This window comes from Rhizobium sp. YTUHZ045, assembly GCF_051124255.1.
Lineage (GTDB): Bacteria > Pseudomonadota > Alphaproteobacteria > Rhizobiales > Rhizobiaceae > Rhizobium.
In genome coordinates this window covers 3,895,719-3,915,084 of the sequence record NZ_CP101432.1, presented here as the reverse complement: position 1 = coordinate 3,915,084, position 19,366 = coordinate 3,895,719, and the positions used below count along the sequence as shown (strand labels likewise).

The following is a 19,366-nucleotide window of genomic DNA, read 5'->3' as shown; positions in this document are numbered from 1 at the left end:
GTTCGTGACTTTTCGTTTGGACCCGGAAGGATTATTCGTACGTTCATGTCTCAGAGCCTTCGGTTCCTAAACGCCGCCGGCGCTGAAAAAGAGGTGCAGGTGAATGTCCCCCCGTTTCTTGATTTCGCTGATCGCCGGCGTTGCTTTTGCAGGCTCGCTGCATGCCGAAAACGGCAAGCCGAGAGGCGTCGTCGAGCTTTTCACGTCACAGGGCTGCTCCTCCTGTCCTCCCGCTGATGCCGCCTTCCGCAAGCTGGTGAACCAAGGCGATGTCATCGCGCTCGCCTATCACATCGACTACTGGAATTATCTCGGCTGGGCCGATACGCTGAGCTCGAAGGAAAATACCGAGCGGCAGTACGGCTATGCCAGGACGATGGGTCGCAGCAACGTCTATACGCCGCAAGCCATCGTCAACGGGCGCGGCCATTTGGCCGGCGCCGATCTCACCGGCATCAACAGCAAGATCGACACCTACAGCAGCGAAGGCAATGGGCTGACCGTTCCCATCAGCGCGGCGATGCGCGGCGACGAGCTGGAGATCAAGATCGGTGCCGGACAGGGCAAGGCCAATGTCGTCATGGTGTATTTCGACAAGGAGAAGACAATCGAAGTCGAAAAAGGCGAAAACAGCGGAAAGAAGATCTCCTATCTGCACAGCGTCACCAACGTCGAAACTGTCGGCATGTGGGATGGCAAGGCGACCAGTCTGACGCTACCGGCGAGCGTCTTGCAGCGGCCGCAGCTCGAGGGCTGCGCAATCCTGCTACAGTCGGCCACGGCCGACGGCGATCCGGCGGCGATCCTCGGCGCGACCGTGGTGATGGCGGGAAAAAGCATCTGATATTTCACCCGAGTACGGGTGAAATGCGGGCGGCCCGGCCGAGCGTATTCGGGGCTGGGGTTAAGGTCGATACGCTCCGCCGGGCCCTTTGGCGCGCTGGCGCCAAACCGGGATGCATAAATCTCCCGCAAATGAGGCGCTGTTTTGACTGAAATGCGGCACTGGGGAGAAAGCATTGCTTGGTCCCCAGCGAACGTGACTGGACGTGCGGCGAATGTGAGGAGCGCCGCTCTTGCAATTTGCGGCGGCTCGGGCAAACTGTCACTCTCCTGTCACAAGCGGAGGCCTTGGAGACCTGATGACAGATCAGCCGGATTTGCGACACGGCGAAAGCCGCTCCGTCGACAATAGTTCCTCGGTCATCGTCGATCTCAGGGAATACAAACAAAGCAAGGACCCGCTTCCGGTGACTTTCCACCGGCGCGAGCTGGATGCGATCCTCTGGATCTACGGCCGCATGGTGGGCGAGGGGGAATGGCGCGATTACGCCATCGACCATCTGAAGGACAGAGCGGTCTTTTCCGTCTTCAAGCGCTCCGGCGAGATGCCGCTCTTCCGGATTGAAAAGAACCCGAAGCTTGCCGCCAAGCAAGGTGCCTATTCCGTGATCAATATCAACGGCATGATCCTGAAGCGCGGACACGAGTTGAACCAGGTCCTCAAGGTATTCGACAAAACCTTGAAACTCGTGGATAAATAACTCTTATCAGCCCGCAAACAGCGTACCGGGGTAGGTGGAGGGATTCGGATCGGTTGTCATGCCCTCGCCGAGGCTGCGCTGCATGAGCATCGTGTCCAGCCAGTGGCCGTGCTTGTAGCCGGTGCCCTTCATCAGGCCGACCTCCACAAAACCTGCCTTCAGATGAAGCGCGATCGAGGCCGGGCTCGCGCCACCGATGACGGCTACCATCTGACGAAAACCAAGCGCGGTGCAGCGGTCGATCAGCTCGATCATCAGTGCCTTGCCGATGCCACGGCCGCGGGCTTCGGGGGCCAGGTAGATCGAATCCTCCACCATCCAGCGATAGGCGGGGCGGGTGCGGAAGGCCGACGCATAAGCGTAGCCCAGGAGTTTCCCGTCCGCATCGGCCGCGGCGATGTAGGGATATTGCTGACTGACTATCGCGGAAAAACGCTGGGCCATTTCGGCCTCGGAGGGCGGCGCAATCTCGTAGCTTGCAACGCCATTCAGGACCGAGTCACGATAGATCTCCGTGATGGCGGGGATGTCGGCTTGGGCGGCGTTGCGCAGAAGGAAGGACATCGGGGCGGCAGGTCCATCGGAAGAGCAGGCTCCTCTAAAATCATCCCTGCGAAACCGGCGCAACAAAAAAGGCGGCCGAAGCCGCCTTTTCGATCTCATTGCGCCTGTTATCTGCGGTTGCCCATGAACTGCAGCAGGAACATGAAGAGGTTCAAGAAGTCGAGGTAAAGCGTCAGTGCACCCATGATCGCCTTGCGACCGGCGACAGCGACGTCATCGGCTTCATAGTAGAGTTCCTTGATCCGCTGCGTGTCGTAGGCAGTGAGGCCTGCGAAGATCAGCACGCCGATCACCGAGATCGCGAACTGCAGCGCGGATGAAGCCAGGAAGATGTTGACGAGCGAGGCGATGATCAGGCCGAAGAGACCCATGATCAGGAACGAACCCATCGCCGACAGGTCACGCTTCGCGGTATAGCCGTAAAGCGACAGTGCGCCGAAGGAGGCGGCGGTGACGAAGAAGGTCTGAACAACGCTCTGGCCGGTATAGACCAGGAAGATCGACGAGAGCGACAGCCCTACCAGGGCGGCGTAGATCCAGAAGGTGGTCTGGGCGGCGGAGACGCTCATCTGATGAATGCGGAAGCTCAGGAAGAAGACGACCGCAAGGGGGGCAAGGATGACGACCCAGCGCAACGGCGACTGGAACAGAAGCGCGCCAAACTGGGTGAGCTGGCCGTCCTGGACCGCGAAGTTGAATCCGAGATATGCGGCCACGCCGGTGATCGCCAGGCCCAGCGCCATCAGGTTGTAGACCTTGAGCATATATGCGCGCAGGCCTTGATCAATCATCTCGCCGGTCTGGACGCGGCTTTGATAGTTACGAAGATCAGCCATAGTTTCCTCTTACAAGCTCCGAAGGAGATACGGTGTCGGGGTTCTCGACCCGGGCGCCGCTGCGGAGCTCCAGCATGCCTGCAGACAATATGAGGCTTTCGCCCTTTGCAAACAAGGGGCCTGCAACGGCGCGGCCGGTTAAATCGCCGTAAGGTGAAGGCTTTTGGGACAGCTTCAAAGCTCGCGCAGCACGGGCGCCGCCTTCTGCCCGAGGATGCGCCAGGTGCCGATGAGACCGATGCCGACTGTCAGAACGAGTGCCGTCACCAGCGTCAGGCCCGCCACGTCAGGCAGGAAGGCAGACGGCAGTCGCATGATGCGGGCGACGATGAACCAGGCGGCGACGGCGCCGGCAAAGAGTGCGAAGATCGCAGTCGCCAGTCCGAGGATCAGATATTCGTAGCTGAAGGCACGAATCAGCATGGCGCGCGTGGCGCCGAGCGTCTTCAGCACCACCGCATCGTGGGTGCGCGCCCTGTTGCCGGCGGCGAGCGCACCGGCCAGGACAAGGATCGAGGCGATGAGCGCCACCGATGCGGCGGCACGGATCGCTGTCGCAAGCTGCCTGACGAGCTGGTTGACGATGTCGATCGCGTCCTTGACTCGCACGCTGGTGATCGTCGGATAGGTATTGGTGACGGATTTCAGGATCGCCGCATCTTCGGCCGGCGTCGAGGAGGGATCGGTCAGGGTCGCCAGCCAGGCATGCGGGGCGCCGCGGAAGGTGTTCGGTGAGAAGACCATGACGAAATTGATCGACAGTGATTCCCATTGGACGCGGCGCAGATTGGCAATCTTTGCCGTGATATTGCGCCCCAGCACGTTCACGGTCACCGTGTCTCCGATCTTGAGCCCGAGTTCATGCGCCTCTTCCGAGGAGAAGGAGACGAGCGGCTCGCCGCTATAATCCTTGTCCCACCAGATGCCTTCGGTGAGGGCGGCATTTTCCGGCAGCGTGTCGGCGTAGGTGATGCCTCGATCGCCGTTCAGCACCCAGCGGCCGGCGGCCGGCACATTCATCTTGGTGACGTCCTCGCCGTTGAAGGCGACGATCCGGCCGCGCAGCATCGGCACCTCCATCAACTTGCCCTTCGGCGCCTGCGTCTGGACAAGATTTCGGAAGGCGTCGACCTCGGCACTCTGGATATCGACGAAGAAGAAGTTGGGTGCACCCTCGTTCATTCGGCCGGTCAGCTGCTGGCGCAGGTTGCCGTCGATCAGGGTCAGGGTCACCAGCAATGCCAGGCCGAGGCCGAGCGAGAGCACGACCGATGGCGTCAGCGCGCCGGGGCGGTGGATGTTGCCGATTGCGAGCCTCAGCGCCGGCGAATGAACGCGCGGGCTGCGGCGCGCGAGCCAGGCGATCAAGGCGGCGACGAGGCGCAGGACGACGAAGGCGAAGACGATTGCGCCGACGAAGACGACGCCGATGAAACGGTCATAGGCGGTGAGGATGGCAAGGCCGGCAAGGGCAGCCATGAAGAGGGCGGCAAGCAGGATATAGGGCCAGGACGGTAGACGGAGGGCCTCAAAACCCTGCTCGCGGAAGAGCGCGGTGGCCGGTACTTCGCGGGCATGGCCGAGCGGCAGAATGGCGAAGGCGAGCGTGGTCAGGATGCCGAAGAGCGTCGCAAGCAGCAGGGCACTGGGATAGAGGGTCGGCTCGGTCGAGACCGGCAGGAATTGCGCCAGGAACTGTGCTGCAAAGATCGGCGACAGGGCGCCGATGACGAGGCCGGCCATAATGCCGCCAAGGGCGATGATGGCGATCTGAAAGAGATAGATCAGAACGACGACGGCGGCCTGAGCGCCGAGGCATTTGAAGGTGGCGATGGTGGTGCGCTTGGAATCGAGGAAAGCACGCACGGCGTTGGCGACGCCAACACCACCGACGATCAGGGCTGTGAGGCCGACCAGCGTCAGAAATTGCGAGAAACGGGTGATGTTTTCAGTGAGCGAGGGTGCTGCGCGGTCGCTGGTGCGGATCGCCCAGCCGGCAGAGGGAAACTCCTTGGAGGCACGCGCCTGGATGCCCGACATGGCGCGCTTGTCTTCCAATCGGATCTTATAGGCGTGTTCAACCAGACTTCCGGTCTGGATCAGCCCCGAGGCTTCGAGCGCCTGTCGGCTGACAAGCAGACGCGGCGCAAAGCCGAAGCCTTCCGACAGCGCGTCCGGCTCGGTCTTCACTGTACCGGTAATGCTGAGCTTGACATTGCCGAGCAGCAATTCGTCGCCGATCGCAAGGCCGAGCCGATCGAGAAGCAGCGGGGCGGCGACCGCGCCATAGGTGCCGCCTTGGCCGGAAAGCAGGGCTGCAAGCGGATAGTCCGGTTCGGCGACGAACCTGCCGTAGAGCGGATAGGCGTCATCGACCGCCTTGACCTCGACCAGCGCCTGATCAGAACCGTCGGGCTTGCGGGCCATCGAGCGCAGACCCGTTGAAACCGATACGGTTCCCAGGCCCTGAAGGAAGCTCATTTCCTGAGGTGTCGCCTGGCGATTGTTGAGTTCGAAGCGGACGTCGCCCGCCAGCAGCTCCTGCCCCTGCGAGGCGATCGTGTCGGTGATCGACTGCGAAACGGAATTGACGGCGGCGATCGCCCCGGTGCCGAGTGCGATGCAGGCCAGGAAGATATAGAAGCCGCGGATGCCGCCGCGCAACTCGCGAAGCGCCAGGCGAAAAGCGAGCGCGACGCGTGGCGTGACCATGCTCATGCGATTGCCGCTTCGCTGCGGCGGGCAGCGCTGTCGCCCTCGATCCTGCCGGAACGGACGCGGATCTGGCGCGAGCAGCGGTTTGCAAGCGAGATGTCGTGGGTGACGAGAAGCAGGGTCATGCCGCGCTCGGCCTGCTTGGCAAAAAGAAGGTCGGCGATCTGTCGGCCGGTCTCGGTATCGAGATTGCCTGTGGGCTCGTCGGCAATCAGCAAGGCGGGCGAAGGAGCGAGCGCTCTGGCAATCGCCACGCGCTGCTGCTCGCCGCCGGAAAGCTGGCCGGGATAGTGGTTCAGCCGTTCGCCGAGTCCGACCGAATTCAGTTCGCGATGGGCGATTTCGAAGGCGTTGCTGATATTGGCGAGCTCCAGCGGCACCGCGACGTTTTCCAGCGCCGTCATGTTGGCGATCAGGTGGAAGGACTGGAAGACGATGCCGATGTTGCGGCCTCGGAAATCGGCGACCTCATCCTCACTGAGGGCGTGGAGCGGCGTGTCATTGATGTTGATTTCGCCGCTGTCGAGCTTCTCCAGTCCTGCAAGCACCATCAGCAGAGTGGATTTGCCGGAACCGGAAGGCCCGACGATGCCGACGGATTCGCCGGCTGATATATCGAGATCGATACCCTTCAGAACATGGACGGAGGCGGCCGCACTGCCAAGGGTGAGATCGGCGCCCTTCAACTCGATGATGGTTTTTGCCAACGGAAATCGCCCTATATTAATCTCTAACGCAATGGCCGCATAACGGCACCTCGCCAATCTAGGGAAGCCAGAATGAGATTTAAAGTTGCCGCGCTTCAATTCACCGTCATCGCGGTGTCGCTGATCTTTGCCGTTGGAGCGAATGCGCGGACGATCAATCTCGTCGGATTCGGGGACAGCCTGATGGCGGGTTATCAGCTGCCGCCCGGCCAGGGCTTTCCGGAAAAGCTGCAGGCGGCGTTGAAGGCGAAGGGGCTCGACGTTTCCATTGCCAATGCCGGGGTTTCCGGCGACACCACGACAGGTGGGCTTGCCCGGATCGACTGGTCTGTCCCCGACGGCACCGATGGCGTTATCCTCGAGCTTGGCGCCAACGATGCGCTGCGTGGAATTCCGCCGGAAGAGAGCGAGAAAAATCTCGACCAGATGATTGCCCGGCTCAAGGCGCGCGGCATAGGGGTGCTGCTCGTCGGCATGATGGCGCCACCGAACATGGGAGCGGATTATGCGGCGCGCTTCAATCCGATTTATCGGAAACTTTCGGAGAAACACGGAGTTCGACTCTATGCCTTCTTCCTCGACGGGGTTGCGCTCGATGCGGGGCTGAAGCTCGATGACGGCATGCATCCGAACGCGAGGGGTGTCGACGTCATGGTCGAGAAAATGGAAGCTGATGTCACAAATTTCATCGATACGATTTCTTCTGTGAAGAATTAGGGGCTTGCACGGCCATTGATTGCGTGATTCCGTGTAAGCACCTGCAAAAGATTCGGGGAGTGCTCGTTATGCCGAGACTGTTTACCGCCCTCGAAATTCCGCGCAATGCGGCAATGAGCCTTTCATTGCTGCGCGGTGGCCTCCCCGGAGCACGATGGATCGATGTGGAAAATTACCACATCACGCTACGCTTCATCGGTGATGTCGACGGCCGCACGGCCGATGAAATCGTTGAACGTCTCGACCGGATCGATCGGCCGGAATTTCAGTTCCGGCTCGAAGGCATCGGCTCGTTCGGTTCAAAGAAGCCGCATTCGGTCTGGGCAGGCGTTTCTCACTCGCCTGAAATGTACGCCCTGCAGGCCGAGATCGAACGGATCTGCCAGCGCATCGGCCTGCCGCCGGATCCGCGCAAATTCACGCCGCACGTGACGCTGGCACGGCTGAAATCCTCGCGGCTCGACGATGTCGTGCAATATCTGAGCGGGCGCGGCAACTTCCACACCGCGACCTTCACGGCGCCGCGTTTCGTGCTGCTTTCATCGCGCGAATCGGTCGGTGGCGGGCCCTATCTCACCGAGGAAGTGTTCCCGCTGCACGAAGTACGTCCGGCGACCAGCGTTTCGAGCAGGCTGCTGCAGCCGGTCAAGAGCCTGGTATAGAGCAGCTCGAAACCTTCCGGACCGCCATAATAGGGGTCGGCAATGTCCTCCCCTGTTCCCAGCGCGATATCGCCGAACAGCTGGATATTCGCCTCGGGAGAGGCGATCCTGTTGAGTTCCGCCACGTTGTCGCGGTCCATGGCGACGATCAGATCGACACTGACGATATCGATCGAACGGATGCGCCGGGCACGTTGCCCTGCTATGTCGATGCCGTGGTTGCGGGCAACAGCGATCGAACGGCGGTCGGGCGGTTCGCCTTCATGCCAGTCGCCGGTGCCGGCGGAATCGATCGTGAAACGATCGGTCAGCCTCGCCTCGGCGACAAGGTGGCTAAAAATTCCCTCCGCAAGCGGAGAACGGCATATATTGCCCATACAAACGAAAAGGATGCTGATGTCTTTCATCGGTAACCTGTTGACAGATGAGAGGACCATGGCATGAAACAGGAAAGACTGGAACGGGCCGCGGCCGAGGCACGAATGGCCGAGCTTTCGGGCTGGGCGCTCAACGATGCGGCCTCTTCGATCTCGAAAACGTTCAAGTTTTCAAATTTCATCGAGGCCTTCGGTTTTATGACGCAGGCGGCGATTACGGCCGAGAAACTCAACCACCATCCCGAATGGTTCAACGTCTATTCCAGGGTGGATGTGACGCTGAACACGCATGATGCCGGCGGGCTGACGGAGCTGGATTTCAAGCTCGCCAGGGCGATGGACAAGGTGGCAGCACGCGGTGCCGTTTGAAAACGAGCGCTGATTGAAAGCCGAAGCGCCATCACCATATGTTCGCATGGACGAAAGGATGTCAGGGATGGACGAGGTCAAATTCGGGGAAATCCTGCTGCCGGGCGACGAGGACACCCAGAACCGGCGGGAGGAAACCGTACGGCAGAAGTTCTGGCCGACCTTCCGCCGGGCTGTCCGGCAGATTCCCTTCTCGCGCGACGTCGTCGCTGGTTTCTACTGCGCGCTCGATCCGCAGACGCCGACCAAGGTGCGCGGCGTGCTGCTGGCAGCGCTGGCCTATTTCGTCATGCCGGTCGACATGATTCCGGATATTTTCGCCGTCATCGGCTTTTCTGACGACATCGCCGTGCTTTCCGCCGCCTTCGCCATGGTGCGCGGTCATATCCGGCCGAGCCATTACGACGCGGCGGACAGGGTCCTCGCCGACAGGCCCGCCGAAACGATGAAAACGATTTGAAGACCGCGGCTCGGTTCAGCCGAGTTCCCGCTCCAGCATCTTGCGAAGCTTTCCAAATGCAAGCCGAATACGTGATTTCAGCGTGCCGAGCGGCAGCCGGAATGCGATTCGCCGAGGAAGAAAGCTGCACGCATCATGTCGCGCTGTTCTTCGGGCAGTTGTTCGACAGCGGCGCGTAGCTTGGCGTCGCGATCGCCATTGGCGATGATTTCATCGGCGCCGATCTCGGCCGATGGCAGCAGGCTCGGGTCGGTTTCGTCGAAAGTGCGGGTGCTGGTGCGGCGCCGCAGATCGATGCGGCGGTTGCGGGCGATGCGTAAAAGCCAGGTCGACAGAGAAGATCGCGTGGCATCGTAGAGACAGGTCTTGTGCCAGAGCACGATCATGATCTCCTGGACCAGCTCTTGGGCGTCGCCTGACGTAATCTTCTGGCGCGTCAGCCAGGTCTTTCAGGCGCGGGCCGAAATAGTCGAACAAGATGGAAAAGGCCTGCTGGTCGCGATCGTCTGCGACGGCCTTTGCGAGGGCAGCGAAACGCTGTCTTTCCCGGGCACCCATCTCGTCTCACCAGCCCCCTAGGACAAAAATTTCGTCCCGGATTTCCAAAGTCTTAATGAGGTACAGCGGATTTTTGAAAGGTCAAACTCTTGCCTGAATCTTTGTGTCTTAAGTTCAGCCGAACGGCCAGCCGTGCCCATCGGCGCACCGGCATCGCAGCCGATTTCGGCAAGGGGCAAAAGTGGTAGTCGAGCTGAAATGACACAGGCACATACAAATCGCAGCTATTGTTGACCATTTGGTAACCTGAATTAAGTCAAAATAAAGCAGATCGTGATTATGCGGCGCCCGCTATGATCGCTTCGGGCCTTGAATCGCAAGAACCGGCAGGAATCCATGTTTGTAAGAAGTATCGTATCCGCCCTCGCCCTCACCATGACAATGGCCGGAGTGGCGGCAGCGCAGCAGGCCGCGACCGCCGCCGCGCCGACCCGCATTCAGCAGTTCCAGGCCTGGGGGGCTTATTCCTACAAGTCGGGCAACAGCACCGTGTGCTACGTCCTGTCGGTCCCGACGGCAAAGCAGCCGGCAAGCGTCGACCACGGCGACAATTTCTTCATCGTTTCGCAGCGTCCGGGCCAGAACATCTCCTATGAGCCGCAGGCGATGATGGGCTATACGGTGAAGGAAAATTCGAAGATCAACGTCGTCATCGACAACAAGACCTTCGTCATGTTCACCAAGGACAAGGCCGGCTGGGTCGAGAATGCTGCCCAGGAGCCGGCCCTCGTCGCGGCGATGAAGACCGGCCATTCGATGACCGTGAATGCGGTTTCGCGCAAAGGCACCGGCACGTCCTACAGCTATTCGCTCTCGGGCATCTCGGCAGCGCTCAAGCAGATCGAAAGCTGCAAGTAAGCGGCTTTTGCTGAGAGAGTTCAAAAGGCCGGCCTTGCGCCGGCCTTTGTTATTTCCATCTATAGTGACGCGCAGCCAAAATGATGCTAAAGGCCGCGTAAACAGCGGACAGTTCGCGATATCAGTCGCCGTCTGCGATCAATTTCTGCCAATGTGCCCTCATGCGCCCGCAAGTCTTCCGGATCACACCGTGAAGTCAGCGGCTTGCGGAACGGTTACGTGTTTGAATTCGGGGTCAGAAGCCTATGTCCGTCATGGATGCGATCGTCGTCAACAAACCTCAGGCCGCGCGCCCGCCTTCCGGCGCCGAGAAGCCGTCGTTGATCGGGCTCTCCCGCGAGGAAATGGCGGCATCGCTCCGGGAAAAGGGAGTACCCGAAAAGCAGATCAAGATGCGCGTCTCGCAGCTTTGGAACTGGATCTATGTGCGCGGCGTCTCTGATTTCGACCATATGACCAATGTCGCCAAGGATATGCGTGAAATGCTGAAGACGCATTTCACCATCGCGCGTCCGGAAATCGTCGAGGAGCAGGTCTCGAACGACGGCACGCGCAAATGGCTGCTGCGTTTTCCCGCGCGAGGCGCAGGACGCCCGGTCGAGATCGAGGCCGTCTACATTCCGGAAGAGGGCCGCGGCACACTCTGCATCTCAAGCCAGGTCGGCTGCACGCTGACCTGTTCCTTCTGTCATACCGGGACACAGCGCCTGGTGCGCAACCTGACGGCGGAGGAAATTCTGTCGCAGTTGCTGCTCGCTCGCGACCGGCTCGGCGACTTCCCGGATCGTGAAGCGCCGCAGGGCACGATCATGCCTGCCGAGGGCCGCAAGGTCAGCAATATCGTGATGATGGGGATGGGCGAGCCGCTCTATAATTTCGACAGCGTCAAGCAGGCGCTGCTGATCGCCACGGATGGCGACGGCCTGTCGCTGTCCAAGCGCCGCGTGACGCTTTCCACCTCCGGCGTCGTGCCGGAGATCTTCCGCACCGGCGAGGAGATCGGCGTCATGCTCGCGATCTCGCTGCATGCGGTGCGCGATGACCTGCGCGACATCCTCGTGCCGATCAACAAGAAATATCCGCTGAAGGAGCTGATCGACGCCTGCAAGGCCTATCCGGGCCTTTCCAATGCGCGGCGCATCACCTTCGAATATGTGATGCTGAAGGATGTCAACGACAGCCTCGAAGACGCGAAGGGTTTGATCAAGCTCCTGAAGGGCGTGCCGGCGAAGATCAACCTCATTCCGTTCAATCCCTGGCCCGGTACCAATTATCAGTGTTCGGATTGGGAGCAGATCGAGAAATTCGCCGATTTCATCAATTCGGCGGGTTACGCTTCGCCGATCCGCACGCCGCGCGGCCGCGACATCCTTGCCGCCTGCGGCCAGCTGAAATCGGAATCCGAACGCATGCGCAAGACCGAGCGCCTGGCCTTCGAGGCGATGATGATCGCCAATCACGGCGCCGACGACTGATCAGCAAGTTTGATCCTCGCTACAATTCTCCTGCATTGATTTAAGCATGCGCTTTTCCTAATAGTGCCGCCAAAATCATTCAGGAGGACACCCATGCGCCCGATTCTGCTCGCTCTTGCCGCCACTTTGGCCCTTTCCCTGCCCGCAAAGGCCGACAACGTGACCGTCGCCGTCACCGCGATCGTCGAGCACCCGGCGCTGGATGCCGCGCGCAAGGGCGTTCTCGACGTGCTGACGGCCGCTGGCTATAAGGAAGGCGAGAACCTGAAATTCTTGTTCGAATCGGCGCAGGGCAATCCGGCCACCGCTGCCCAGATCGCCCGCCAATTCGCCGGCGACGAGCCCAACGTAATCGTGCCGATCTCCACGCCCTCGGCCCAGGCGGTCGTTTCCTCGACGCGTGACATTCCGGTCGTCTTCACCGCCGTCTCCGATCCGCTCGGCGCCCAGCTCGTCAAGAACATGAACAAGCCCGGCGGCAATGTGACCGGCCTTTCCGACATGTCGCCGGTCGCCGAGCACCTGGCGCTGATCAAGGAAATCGTGCCGAAGGTCAAAACCATCGGCTACCTCTACAACTCAGGTGAGGCGAACTCGGTTTCGCTGCTCGCCGTCTTGAAGGCCGAGGCCGAAAAGGCCGGCCTGACGGTCGTGGAATCGGCTGCCACCAAGTCTGCCGAGGTTCAGGGTGCGGCGCGCGCCCTCGTCGGCCGCGCCGACGCCATCTACGTTCCGACGGACAACACGATCATCTCCGCGCTCGAAGGCGCCGTTGCGGTTGCCGAAGAAAGCAAGCTGCCGCTCTTCACCGCCGACACGGATTCGGTTTCGCGCGGCTCGATCGCCGCCCTCGGCTTCAACTATTACGATGTCGGCAAGCAGACGGGCGAAATCGTCGTGCGGGTGCTGAAGGGCGAAAACCCCGGCGATATCGCAGTCAAGACTGCCGCCGGCAGCGATCTCGTCGTCAACAAGGCGGCGGCCCAGAAGATGGGCGTCACCCTGCCCGAGAGCGTGCTTTCGCGCGCCAACAAGGTCATCGAATAACCGCTCATCGCTGCATCGACCCATTCACATTCAGCCGCTCCCGTTTGCGTGGGGGCGGCTGAAGTATTAAAAGGCTGCGGTTTCGCGACGGGCGGAACGGAAACAAAAGGGGCTGAAAGCCTTGAGCCAAATCGCATTCTGGGGGGCCGTCGAGCTCGGCCTGGTCTATTCCTTCGTCGCCCTCGGCGTCTATCTCGCCTTCCGCGTCCTCGATTTCCCGGACCTGACGGTGGATGGTTCCTTTCCGCTCGGCGCGGCGGTGACCGCGGTGCTGATTATTGCCGGCGTCAATGCCGGGCTCGCGGCGCTGATTGCGATGGCGGCGGGCGCGGCGGCCGGCATGGTGACGGCGCTGCTCAACGTGCGCTTCAAGATCCTCAACCTGCTCGCCTCGATCCTGACGATGATCGCGCTCTTCTCCGTCAATCTGCGGGTGATGGGAAAACCTAACGTCGCTCTCATCAATGCCGATACGATGATCAGCTCCTTCTTCGGTCATGGCCTGCGCGATTTCTACGTGCGGCCGCTCTTTGTCGGCGTTCTGGTGATCGTCGCGCTGATCCTTGTCTGGCGCTTCCTCGAAAGCGATGCCGGGCTTGCGATGCGCGCGACCGGCGCCAATGCGCGCATGGCCCGCGCCCAGGGCGTAGACACCAGCCGGCAAATCTATCTCGGCATGGCGATTTCGAACGCGCTGGTGGCGTTCGGCGGCGCCTTGTTTGCCCAGACCAACGGCTTTGCCGACGTCACTTCGGGCGTCGGCACGATCGTCGTCGGGCTCGCGGCGGTCATCATCGGCGAGACGCTGTTCGGACGCCGCGGCCTGCTGATCGCGCTTGCCGGCTGCGTGCTCGGCTCGATCCTCTATCGCATCGCGATCCAGCTGGCGCTGTCGAGCGACGTCATCGGCCTGCAGGCCTCCGACCTCAATTTCGTGACGGCGGTGCTCGTGACCTTCGCGCTCATTCTTCCCCGTCTTCGCCGAGGTGCCGTGTCGTGATCAGCGTCAAAGACATCAAGGTCGTTTTCGGACGCGGCACGCCGCTGCAGAAGCAGGCGCTGAATGGCGTCAGCCTGACCATCGAGCAAGGCTCCTTCGTCACCGTCATCGGCTCCAACGGTGCCGGCAAATCGACGCTGCTCGGCGTGCTCGCCGGCGATGTCATCCCGAGCGAAGGACAGGTGCTGATCGGAAAGAGCGATGTGACGCGCAAATCGACGGCGGCGCGCGCCGGCCTGGTGGCACGCGTCTTCCAGGATCCGCTGACGGGCAGCTGCGGCTCGTTGTCGATCGAAGAGAATCTTGCTCTGGCTGCCCGGCGCGGCGAAAAGCGCGGGCTTGTGCCGGCGCTTGGCGGCAAACGTCGGGACTATTTCAAGGAGCGGATCGCCGAGCTCAATCTCGGGCTGGAGAACCGGCTGAAGGATCGCATGGATCTGCTCTCGGGCGGGCAGCGGCAGGCGGTGTCGCTCGTCATGGCGACACTTGCCGGCTCCGAAGTGCTGCTGCTCGACGAACATACGGCGGCCCTCGATCCCGGCATGGCCGAGTTCGTGATGAACCTCACGCAGAAGATCGTTGCCGAGCGCAAGCTGACGACGATGATGGTCACGCACTCCATGCGGCAGGCGCTTGATTACGGCCACCGCACGATCATGCTCCATGGTGGCGAGATCGTTCTCGACGTGGCGGGCGACAGCAGGAAGGACCTGCAGGTCGAAGATCTGATCGCCATGTTCCGCAAGATGCGCGGCCAGACGCTCGATGACGATGCTTTGCTGATTGGCTGAACCAACAGCGTGCTGATCGGCTGAGCCGTCAGCGTGCGGATCGGCAAAGCCGACCGCGACCTATCGGGCCTGGGTGAGCAGGATTTTGGCGGCGAAGACCGAGAAGACGCCGGCGAAGGTGTAATCCATGCCCCGCAGAACCTTCTTGTTGTTCTGCAGCCAGGACGCCAGCCGGTCGGCGGCAAAGACGACAGCGGCATTGACGGGCATGCCGATCAGGATGAAACAAAAGCCGAGAAACAGCAGCTTCTGCGTGACGGCGGGATCGCCGGCGCTGACGAATTGCGGCAGGAAGGTCATGAAGAAGATGATGACCTTGGGGTTCAGGAGATTGACCCAGAAGCCTGATGAGACGTTGGCAAGCGCGGTGCCCTTCTGCGTCTCGACCTTGGCGACCGTCAGCTTCGAGCCGAAGCGGATCGCCTGCACTGCGAGCCAGAGCAGATAGCCGGCGCCGCCGGTCTTCAGGATCAGGAAAGCGGTCGGCGAAGCGGTGATCAGCGCCGAAATGCCGAAGGCGACCAGCATGGTGTGGACGACGATGCCGAGGCTGGTGCCGACGACGACGAAAAGGGCCGCCTTCTTGCCCTGGGCGAGTGAACGGCTGATCGACAGCGTCATATCGGGACCTGGGGTCGCCGCGAGCAGTAGCGTCGCGGCGGCAAAGGCGAGAAGGGTCGGCAGGTTCGGCAGGAAATCCATGGCACGCTCGAAAAGCTGGACAGTCAAGGTGACTACTTATCCAGCCTTCAGAAAATTACCAATCAAACCTTCTCATGCGCGTCGCACTAAACTTGATTCATGCGGCGCGCATTCGCTGTTTGTTTTGTGCATGTCGTTATCCCGGAACCGCTGCACGCTTCCGGGTGAAATGCAGTGGCACCGATTACTTCTCTTCGAGGAAGGCCTTGAACTTGTCGGCGTAATCCTTGTGCCAGCGCGACAGCGGCGGGCGGTTCTCGATGATATCGCCGGCGGCCCAGGCCATGCGGCGTTCATCGACCGCGCGGGTCACGTCGTTGTCGGGGCAGAGGATATAGAAATCGCCGCGTTCCAGGCTTTCGACCATGAAATCGACCGTCTGTTCCGGTGTCCAGGCGCCGGCTGGCTTTTCCGCCCGGTCGCCCTTAGTGAGGCCGGTGAAGACGAAGCCGGGGATCAGCAGATGCGCTGAGATCTTTGAACCCGCGGTGTTGCGCAGTTCGTGTTCGAGCGCCTCGGTAAAGACTTTCACGCCAGCCTTGGAGATGTTGTAGGCGGGGTTGCCCGGCGGCGTGGTGATGCCCTGCTTGGAGCCGGTATTGATGATCAGGCCGGGCTCGCCGTGGGACAGCATCTTCGGCCCGAAGACGCGCGTGCCGTTGACCACGCCCATCAGGTTGACGGCGAAGATATGGTCCCAATTTGTCTGCGAACTGAAGATCGAGGTTTCCGGGCCGATGCCAGCATTGTTCATCAGCACGTGCACGCGGCCGAAACGCTGGAGTACGGCGCGTTCCAGCGCCTCCAGGGATTCCCGGCTGGCGACGTCGGTCTCAACTGCCATCACATCCTCTTCGCCGGCAATGGCTTTGAGCTCCTCGGCGGCGTTGGCCAGCCGATCGCCGCCGAGATCGGCGATGACGACGCTCATGCCCCGTCCGGCAAAATACTTCGCCGCCGCAAGCCCGATGCCGGAAGCGCCGCCGGTGATGACGGCAACATTGGACTTCTTGAAAATATCTTGAATATTCGTCACGGGGACAGCCCTTCCTCGAGCGTTGTTCGCACGCAGCCGAATATGGGCGCCGCTTTCGCACTGTCAAACGCTATCGGCGCCTCAGCCATCGCACTTGCCCTTGCGTCACGCGCCAATCTCGCTAAAAGTGCCGCGACACCGGGTTTTCGCCGGCCTTTATGCAACGGACCTCATCATCATGGCATCATACAAAGACGTGAAGAAAGTCGTGCTCGCCTATTCTGGCGGCCTCGACACCTCGATCATCCTGAAGTGGCTGCAGACGGAACTCGGCGCCGAAGTCGTCACCTTCACCGCCGATCTCGGCCAGGGCGAGGAGCTGGAGCCGGCGCGCAAGAAGGCCGAAATGCTCGGCATCAAGGAGATCTATATCGAGGACGTCCGCGAGGAATTCGTGCGCGACTTCGTCTTTCCGATGTTCCGCGCCAATGCCGTCTACGAGGGCGTCTACCTGCTCGGCACCTCGATCGCCCGTCCGCTGATCTCAAAGCATCTGATCGATATCGCCCGCAAGACCGGCGCGGATGCGATCGCCCACGGCGCGACCGGCAAGGGCAACGACCAGGTTCGTTTCGAGCTCTCCGCCTATGCCCTGAACCCTGACATCAAGATCATTGCGCCGTGGCGCGATTGGTCCTTCAAGAGCCGCACCGACCTGCTCGAATTCGCAGAGAAGCATCAGATCCCGGTTGCAAAGGACAAGAAGGGCGAGGCTCCCTTCTCCGTCGACGCCAACCTTCTGCATTCCTCTTCCGAGGGCAAGGTTCTGGAAGACCCTGCTCAGGAGGCGCCGGAATATGTGCATATGCGCACGATCTCGCCGGAGGCCGCTCCCGACAAGGCGACGACAATCAAGGTCGGCTTCCGCAAGGGCGATGCCGTGTCTATCAATGGTGTCGAGATGTCGCCGGCGACGCTGCTCGCCACTCTCAACACCTACGGCCGCGACAACGGCATCGGCCGTCTCGATCTCGTCGAGAACCGTTTCGTCGGCATGAAGTCCCGCGGCGTCTACGAAACGCCCGGCGGCACGATTCTGCTCTCGGCCCATCGCGCCATTGAATCGATCACGCTCGACCGGGGTGCCGCCCATCTCAAGGACGAGATCATGCCGCGCTACGCCGAGCTGATCTATTACGGCTTCTGGTTCTCGCCGGAACGCGAGATGCTGCAGGCGCTGATCGACAAGAGCCAGGAGCATGTCGAAGGCGAAGTGACGCTGAAGCTCTACAAGGGCAATGTCATGGTCATCGGCCGCGAGAGCGAAAAGTCGCTCTATTCCGATAAGCTCGTCACTTTCGAGGACGACCAGGGCGCTTACGACCAGAAGGATGCAGCCGGCTTCATCAAGCTCAACGCGCTGCGCCTGCGCACGCTCGGCAAGCGTAACCTCGCGAAGTAATCACGTTTTCTTGGACTCGATACGAGCCCGCCGGCATTTTTGCCGTGCGGGCTTTTTCGTGAAATGAGGTACGGACGGTCAAAGCACGGCGCACCGCGCAACCGGACGGTGATGACGAGATGCAGATTGCGATCGAGCGGTTCAGCTTTTCACCGAGTGCAGAACCGCTCTGACCTTTTCATGGCCGTTTAATCGCCCTTGACCGGCGCCTGCCATCACTTAGTCTGCTCTGGTCATTCTTCGGAGCATCCCCATGACGCAGTCCCTGTTTTTCGGCGCCTTTCTGGCGGCGCTGTTCTATGTGCTCATTCCGGGACCCGCCTTCCTGCAACTGCTCGGCATCGGCGCCGGGCAGGGGCGTAAGGCGGGCGCCTTGTTCATGATGGGGCATCTGGTCGGGGATCTCGTCTGGTCATCGCTGGCGCTGATTGCGATCGTCGGGGCGAAGACGATCGGGACCTTCGTCTTCGATCTGCTCGGGCTCGCCTGCGGTTTCTACCTCGCCTGGATCGGTTGGGGCGCAGTCAACGCCAAGCCGAAACCGGACGGGCAGGCGCTTGTTATGGTCGAGCGGCCGTTCCGGCGTGGCCTGATTTTCGGCGTCACCAATCCGAAGGGTTATCCGGTCGCGCTTGCCACATTCACGGCGCTGGTCGCAGGCTCGGCCGGCGCGCTCGATTTCGAGGCGCTGCCGGTGCTTCTCGTTGTGTCTTTCCTGGGTTTCGTGACAGCCGACGTCATTCTGATCGGCATCATCGGGGCGGGGGCGGTTCGTCGCTTCTATCGCGCGCATGAGCGGCTGATCGTGCGCTCGTCCGGCGTGCTGTTCATGGGCTTTGCCGCCCAGGCGCTATGGCATGCAACGCCCGGCCTCATCGGCTGGCGCAAGGCTTGAAGCGCCTCATTTCATGCGAGGCGCATTCGCTCAGCCGTTCAGGAAATTGACGATCGACTTTAGGGTCTGGACTTCATGAGGATCGCCGATCGACATGGCGACCTGCAGCTGATTCTTATAATAATCGAGGAAATTGAAACTCGTGCCGTCGGTGACGCTGGAGAGATCGATGATATTGCCCAGTGGATCGATCGCATGCATCGGCAATGGTTCGGAGATCGCGGCGAAAGTGTTCTGATCGATCAGGCCGCTATCGAAGCTTTGGCGGGCGTAGTTGCGCAGCTCGCCAGGGCTGACGGCGGTGAAATCCGGCCCCTCGTCGAGATTATCTTCGAGCTGGAACGAAACCGGGGCCGGAGCCTTGGTCTCGATTTGAATATCGGCAGTCTTCGAATTTCTTGCGTTATTAGGGTTGTTTTTAAACAGCAAACTCTGAGAAGACCGCAGGGAAAAAATTTCCATGGCGCATGTCCCCTGGCAGGAAGATCATCGGGAAACTAGCGCCTGTGGGTGATTCGCGTCAATCGTTAACAAATAGTTAATTTTCAATTGTCAAATCTTGTGTGCCGGCTCTGGCTGACCTGCGTCAGATCGCCCGACGAGGCAAACGCCTGACGCGGCGACATACCAATTCTGCGGCGGCTCTCCTAT

General features: G+C 60.9%; 21 protein-coding genes and 1 pseudogene. 13 read left to right on the top strand and 9 right to left on the bottom strand.

Annotated elements, in window-relative coordinates; genetic code table 11:
• Window positions 1–103 precede the first annotated feature (103 nt).
• Both NMA58_RS19275 and NMA58_RS19270 read left to right on the top strand, forming a co-directional pair.
• On the top strand, window positions 104–844 hold the full coding sequence (locus NMA58_RS19275; protein ID WP_434711621.1) for a DUF1223 domain-containing protein: 741 nt from the start codon (window positions 104–106) through the stop codon (window positions 842–844).
• A 298-nt stretch (window positions 845–1,142) separates the two neighbouring features.
• Window positions 1,143–1,544 (top strand): DUF2794 domain-containing protein, encoded by a 402-nt coding sequence (locus NMA58_RS19270; RefSeq protein ID WP_085779745.1) that lies wholly within the window; start codon window positions 1,143–1,145, stop codon window positions 1,542–1,544.
• A 6-nt stretch (window positions 1,545–1,550) separates the two neighbouring features.
• Here the strand turns inward: NMA58_RS19270 and NMA58_RS19265 are convergent, their stop codons facing one another.
• The 4 genes from NMA58_RS19265 to NMA58_RS19250 form a co-directional block, all read right to left on the bottom strand.
• Entirely contained in the window at window positions 1,551–2,108 is a 558-nt protein-coding gene (locus NMA58_RS19265; protein WP_097598192.1) for a GNAT family N-acetyltransferase, read from the bottom strand.
• Between the two features lie 107 nt (window positions 2,109–2,215).
• Window positions 2,216–2,944, bottom strand: coding sequence for a Bax inhibitor-1/YccA family protein (locus NMA58_RS19260; protein ID WP_085779743.1), 729 nt, complete (start codon window positions 2,942–2,944; stop codon window positions 2,216–2,218).
• Window positions 2,945–3,118: 174 nt separating this feature from the next.
• Window positions 3,119–5,662: an ABC transporter permease gene (locus tag NMA58_RS19255; protein ID WP_434711620.1), complete on the bottom strand. Its 2,544-nt coding sequence runs from the start codon at window positions 5,660–5,662 to the stop codon at window positions 3,119–3,121.
• Window positions 5,659–6,366, bottom strand: coding sequence for an ABC transporter ATP-binding protein (locus NMA58_RS19250; protein WP_434711619.1), 708 nt, complete (start codon window positions 6,364–6,366; stop codon window positions 5,659–5,661). Before NMA58_RS19250 ends, NMA58_RS19255 begins: the two co-directional genes overlap by 4 nt.
• Window positions 6,367–6,438: 72 nt before the next feature.
• Between NMA58_RS19250 and NMA58_RS19245 the strand changes: the two genes are divergently transcribed.
• A complete protein-coding gene (locus tag NMA58_RS19245) occupies window positions 6,439–7,083 on the top strand; it encodes an arylesterase (RefSeq protein WP_434711618.1) in 645 nt (214 codons plus the stop codon).
• Between the two features lie 68 nt (window positions 7,084–7,151).
• Window positions 7,152–7,745, top strand: coding sequence for an RNA 2',3'-cyclic phosphodiesterase (gene thpR, locus NMA58_RS19240; RefSeq protein ID WP_097598187.1), 594 nt, complete (start codon window positions 7,152–7,154; stop codon window positions 7,743–7,745).
• Here thpR and NMA58_RS19235 read toward each other — a convergent pair.
• Complete coding sequence (locus tag NMA58_RS19235) at window positions 7,652–8,152, bottom strand: low molecular weight protein-tyrosine-phosphatase (RefSeq protein WP_434711617.1); 501 nt, start codon at window positions 8,150–8,152, stop codon at window positions 7,652–7,654. The two genes, thpR and NMA58_RS19235, sit on opposite strands and share 94 nt — an antisense overlap.
• Before the next feature lie 33 nt (window positions 8,153–8,185).
• Here NMA58_RS19235 and NMA58_RS19230 point away from each other — a divergent pair, with 33 nt between their 5' ends.
• Both NMA58_RS19230 and NMA58_RS19225 read left to right on the top strand, forming a co-directional pair.
• Window positions 8,186–8,491 carry a 4a-hydroxytetrahydrobiopterin dehydratase gene (locus tag NMA58_RS19230; protein ID WP_085779737.1) on the top strand — a complete coding sequence of 102 codons (306 nt, stop codon included), beginning with the start codon at window positions 8,186–8,188 and terminating at the stop codon, window positions 8,489–8,491.
• Between the two features lie 67 nt (window positions 8,492–8,558).
• Window positions 8,559–8,951 carry a YkvA family protein gene (locus tag NMA58_RS19225; protein WP_085780227.1) on the top strand — a complete coding sequence of 131 codons (393 nt, stop codon included), beginning with the start codon at window positions 8,559–8,561 and terminating at the stop codon, window positions 8,949–8,951.
• Window positions 8,952–8,966: 15 nt separating this feature from the next.
• Here NMA58_RS19225 and NMA58_RS19220 read toward each other — a convergent pair.
• Window positions 8,967–9,509 (bottom strand): annotated as a pseudogene (locus NMA58_RS19220) (sigma-70 family RNA polymerase sigma factor).
• A gap of 336 nt (window positions 9,510–9,845) precedes the next feature.
• Between NMA58_RS19220 and NMA58_RS19215 the strand changes: the two are divergent.
• From NMA58_RS19215 to NMA58_RS19195, 5 genes are all read left to right on the top strand, one after another.
• Complete coding sequence (locus tag NMA58_RS19215; RefSeq protein ID WP_085779735.1) at window positions 9,846–10,367, top strand: invasion associated locus B family protein; 522 nt, start codon at window positions 9,846–9,848, stop codon at window positions 10,365–10,367.
• Between the two features lie 245 nt (window positions 10,368–10,612).
• A complete protein-coding gene (gene rlmN, locus NMA58_RS19210) occupies window positions 10,613–11,842 on the top strand; it encodes a 23S rRNA (adenine(2503)-C(2))-methyltransferase RlmN (protein ID WP_434711616.1) in 1,230 nt (409 codons plus the stop codon).
• Window positions 11,843–11,935: 93 nt separating this feature from the next.
• Window positions 11,936–12,889: an ABC transporter substrate-binding protein gene (locus NMA58_RS19205; RefSeq protein WP_085779733.1), complete on the top strand. Its 954-nt coding sequence runs from the start codon at window positions 11,936–11,938 to the stop codon at window positions 12,887–12,889.
• Window positions 12,890–13,010: 121 nt separating this feature from the next.
• The gene (locus NMA58_RS19200) at window positions 13,011–13,889 is read left to right on the top strand and encodes an ABC transporter permease (RefSeq protein WP_434711615.1); all 879 of its coding nucleotides are present in this window, start codon (window positions 13,011–13,013) and stop codon (window positions 13,887–13,889) included.
• Window positions 13,886–14,680 (top strand): ABC transporter ATP-binding protein, encoded by a 795-nt coding sequence (locus NMA58_RS19195; protein ID WP_085779731.1) that lies wholly within the window; start codon window positions 13,886–13,888, stop codon window positions 14,678–14,680. Before NMA58_RS19200 ends, NMA58_RS19195 begins: the two co-directional genes overlap by 4 nt.
• Before the next feature lie 60 nt (window positions 14,681–14,740).
• On the opposite strand, the gene NMA58_RS19190 is transcribed toward NMA58_RS19195, so the two are convergent.
• Window positions 14,741–15,382: a LysE family translocator gene (locus NMA58_RS19190; protein WP_434713455.1), complete on the bottom strand. Its 642-nt coding sequence runs from the start codon at window positions 15,380–15,382 to the stop codon at window positions 14,741–14,743.
• Between the two features lie 184 nt (window positions 15,383–15,566).
• Window positions 15,567–16,418 carry an SDR family NAD(P)-dependent oxidoreductase gene (locus NMA58_RS19185; RefSeq protein WP_434711614.1) on the bottom strand — a complete coding sequence of 284 codons (852 nt, stop codon included), beginning with the start codon at window positions 16,416–16,418 and terminating at the stop codon, window positions 15,567–15,569.
• A 178-nt stretch (window positions 16,419–16,596) separates the two neighbouring features.
• On the opposite strand from NMA58_RS19185, the gene NMA58_RS19180 reads away from it, so the two are divergent.
• Window positions 16,597–17,820 carry an argininosuccinate synthase gene (locus tag NMA58_RS19180; RefSeq protein WP_434711613.1) on the top strand — a complete coding sequence of 408 codons (1,224 nt, stop codon included), beginning with the start codon at window positions 16,597–16,599 and terminating at the stop codon, window positions 17,818–17,820.
• A gap of 253 nt (window positions 17,821–18,073) precedes the next feature.
• Entirely contained in the window at window positions 18,074–18,715 is a 642-nt protein-coding gene (locus tag NMA58_RS19175; RefSeq protein WP_434711612.1) for a LysE family translocator, read from the top strand.
• A 30-nt stretch (window positions 18,716–18,745) separates the two neighbouring features.
• Here the strand turns inward: NMA58_RS19175 and NMA58_RS19170 are convergent, their stop codons facing one another.
• Complete coding sequence (locus NMA58_RS19170) at window positions 18,746–19,177, bottom strand: hypothetical protein (RefSeq protein ID WP_434711611.1); 432 nt, start codon at window positions 19,175–19,177, stop codon at window positions 18,746–18,748.
• Window positions 19,178–19,366 lie beyond the last annotated feature (189 nt).

What these genes read in the sequence shown, in the direction of transcription:
- NMA58_RS19275 (WP_434711621.1), top strand. Translation starts at nt 104, where the DNA reads ATGTCCCCCCGTTTCTTGATTTCGCTGATCGCCGGCGTTGCTTTTGCA.
- NMA58_RS19270 (WP_085779745.1), top strand. Translation starts at nt 1,143, where the DNA reads ATGACAGATCAGCCGGATTTGCGACACGGCGAAAGCCGCTCCGTCGAC.
- NMA58_RS19265 (WP_097598192.1), bottom strand. Translation starts at nt 2,108, where the DNA reads ATGTCCTTCCTTCTGCGCAACGCCGCCCAAGCCGACATCCCCGCCATC.
- NMA58_RS19260 (WP_085779743.1), bottom strand. Translation starts at nt 2,944, where the DNA reads ATGGCTGATCTTCGTAACTATCAAAGCCGCGTCCAGACCGGCGAGATG.
- NMA58_RS19255 (WP_434711620.1), bottom strand. Translation starts at nt 5,662, where the DNA reads ATGAGCATGGTCACGCCACGCGTCGCGCTCGCTTTTCGCCTGGCGCTT.
- NMA58_RS19245 (WP_434711618.1), top strand. Translation starts at nt 6,439, where the DNA reads ATGAGATTTAAAGTTGCCGCGCTTCAATTCACCGTCATCGCGGTGTCG.
- thpR (WP_097598187.1), top strand. Translation starts at nt 7,152, where the DNA reads ATGCCGAGACTGTTTACCGCCCTCGAAATTCCGCGCAATGCGGCAATG.
- NMA58_RS19235 (WP_434711617.1), bottom strand. Translation starts at nt 8,152, where the DNA reads ATGAAAGACATCAGCATCCTTTTCGTTTGTATGGGCAATATATGCCGT.
- NMA58_RS19230 (WP_085779737.1), top strand. Translation starts at nt 8,186, where the DNA reads ATGAAACAGGAAAGACTGGAACGGGCCGCGGCCGAGGCACGAATGGCC.
- NMA58_RS19225 (WP_085780227.1), top strand. Translation starts at nt 8,559, where the DNA reads ATGGACGAGGTCAAATTCGGGGAAATCCTGCTGCCGGGCGACGAGGAC.
- NMA58_RS19215 (WP_085779735.1), top strand. Translation starts at nt 9,846, where the DNA reads ATGTTTGTAAGAAGTATCGTATCCGCCCTCGCCCTCACCATGACAATG.
- rlmN (WP_434711616.1), top strand. Translation starts at nt 10,613, where the DNA reads ATGTCCGTCATGGATGCGATCGTCGTCAACAAACCTCAGGCCGCGCGC.
- NMA58_RS19205 (WP_085779733.1), top strand. Translation starts at nt 11,936, where the DNA reads ATGCGCCCGATTCTGCTCGCTCTTGCCGCCACTTTGGCCCTTTCCCTG.
- NMA58_RS19190 (WP_434713455.1), bottom strand. Translation starts at nt 15,382, where the DNA reads ATGGATTTCCTGCCGAACCTGCCGACCCTTCTCGCCTTTGCCGCCGCG.
- NMA58_RS19180 (WP_434711613.1), top strand. Translation starts at nt 16,597, where the DNA reads ATGGCATCATACAAAGACGTGAAGAAAGTCGTGCTCGCCTATTCTGGC.
- NMA58_RS19175 (WP_434711612.1), top strand. Translation starts at nt 18,074, where the DNA reads ATGACGCAGTCCCTGTTTTTCGGCGCCTTTCTGGCGGCGCTGTTCTAT.
- NMA58_RS19170 (WP_434711611.1), bottom strand. Translation starts at nt 19,177, where the DNA reads ATGGAAATTTTTTCCCTGCGGTCTTCTCAGAGTTTGCTGTTTAAAAAC.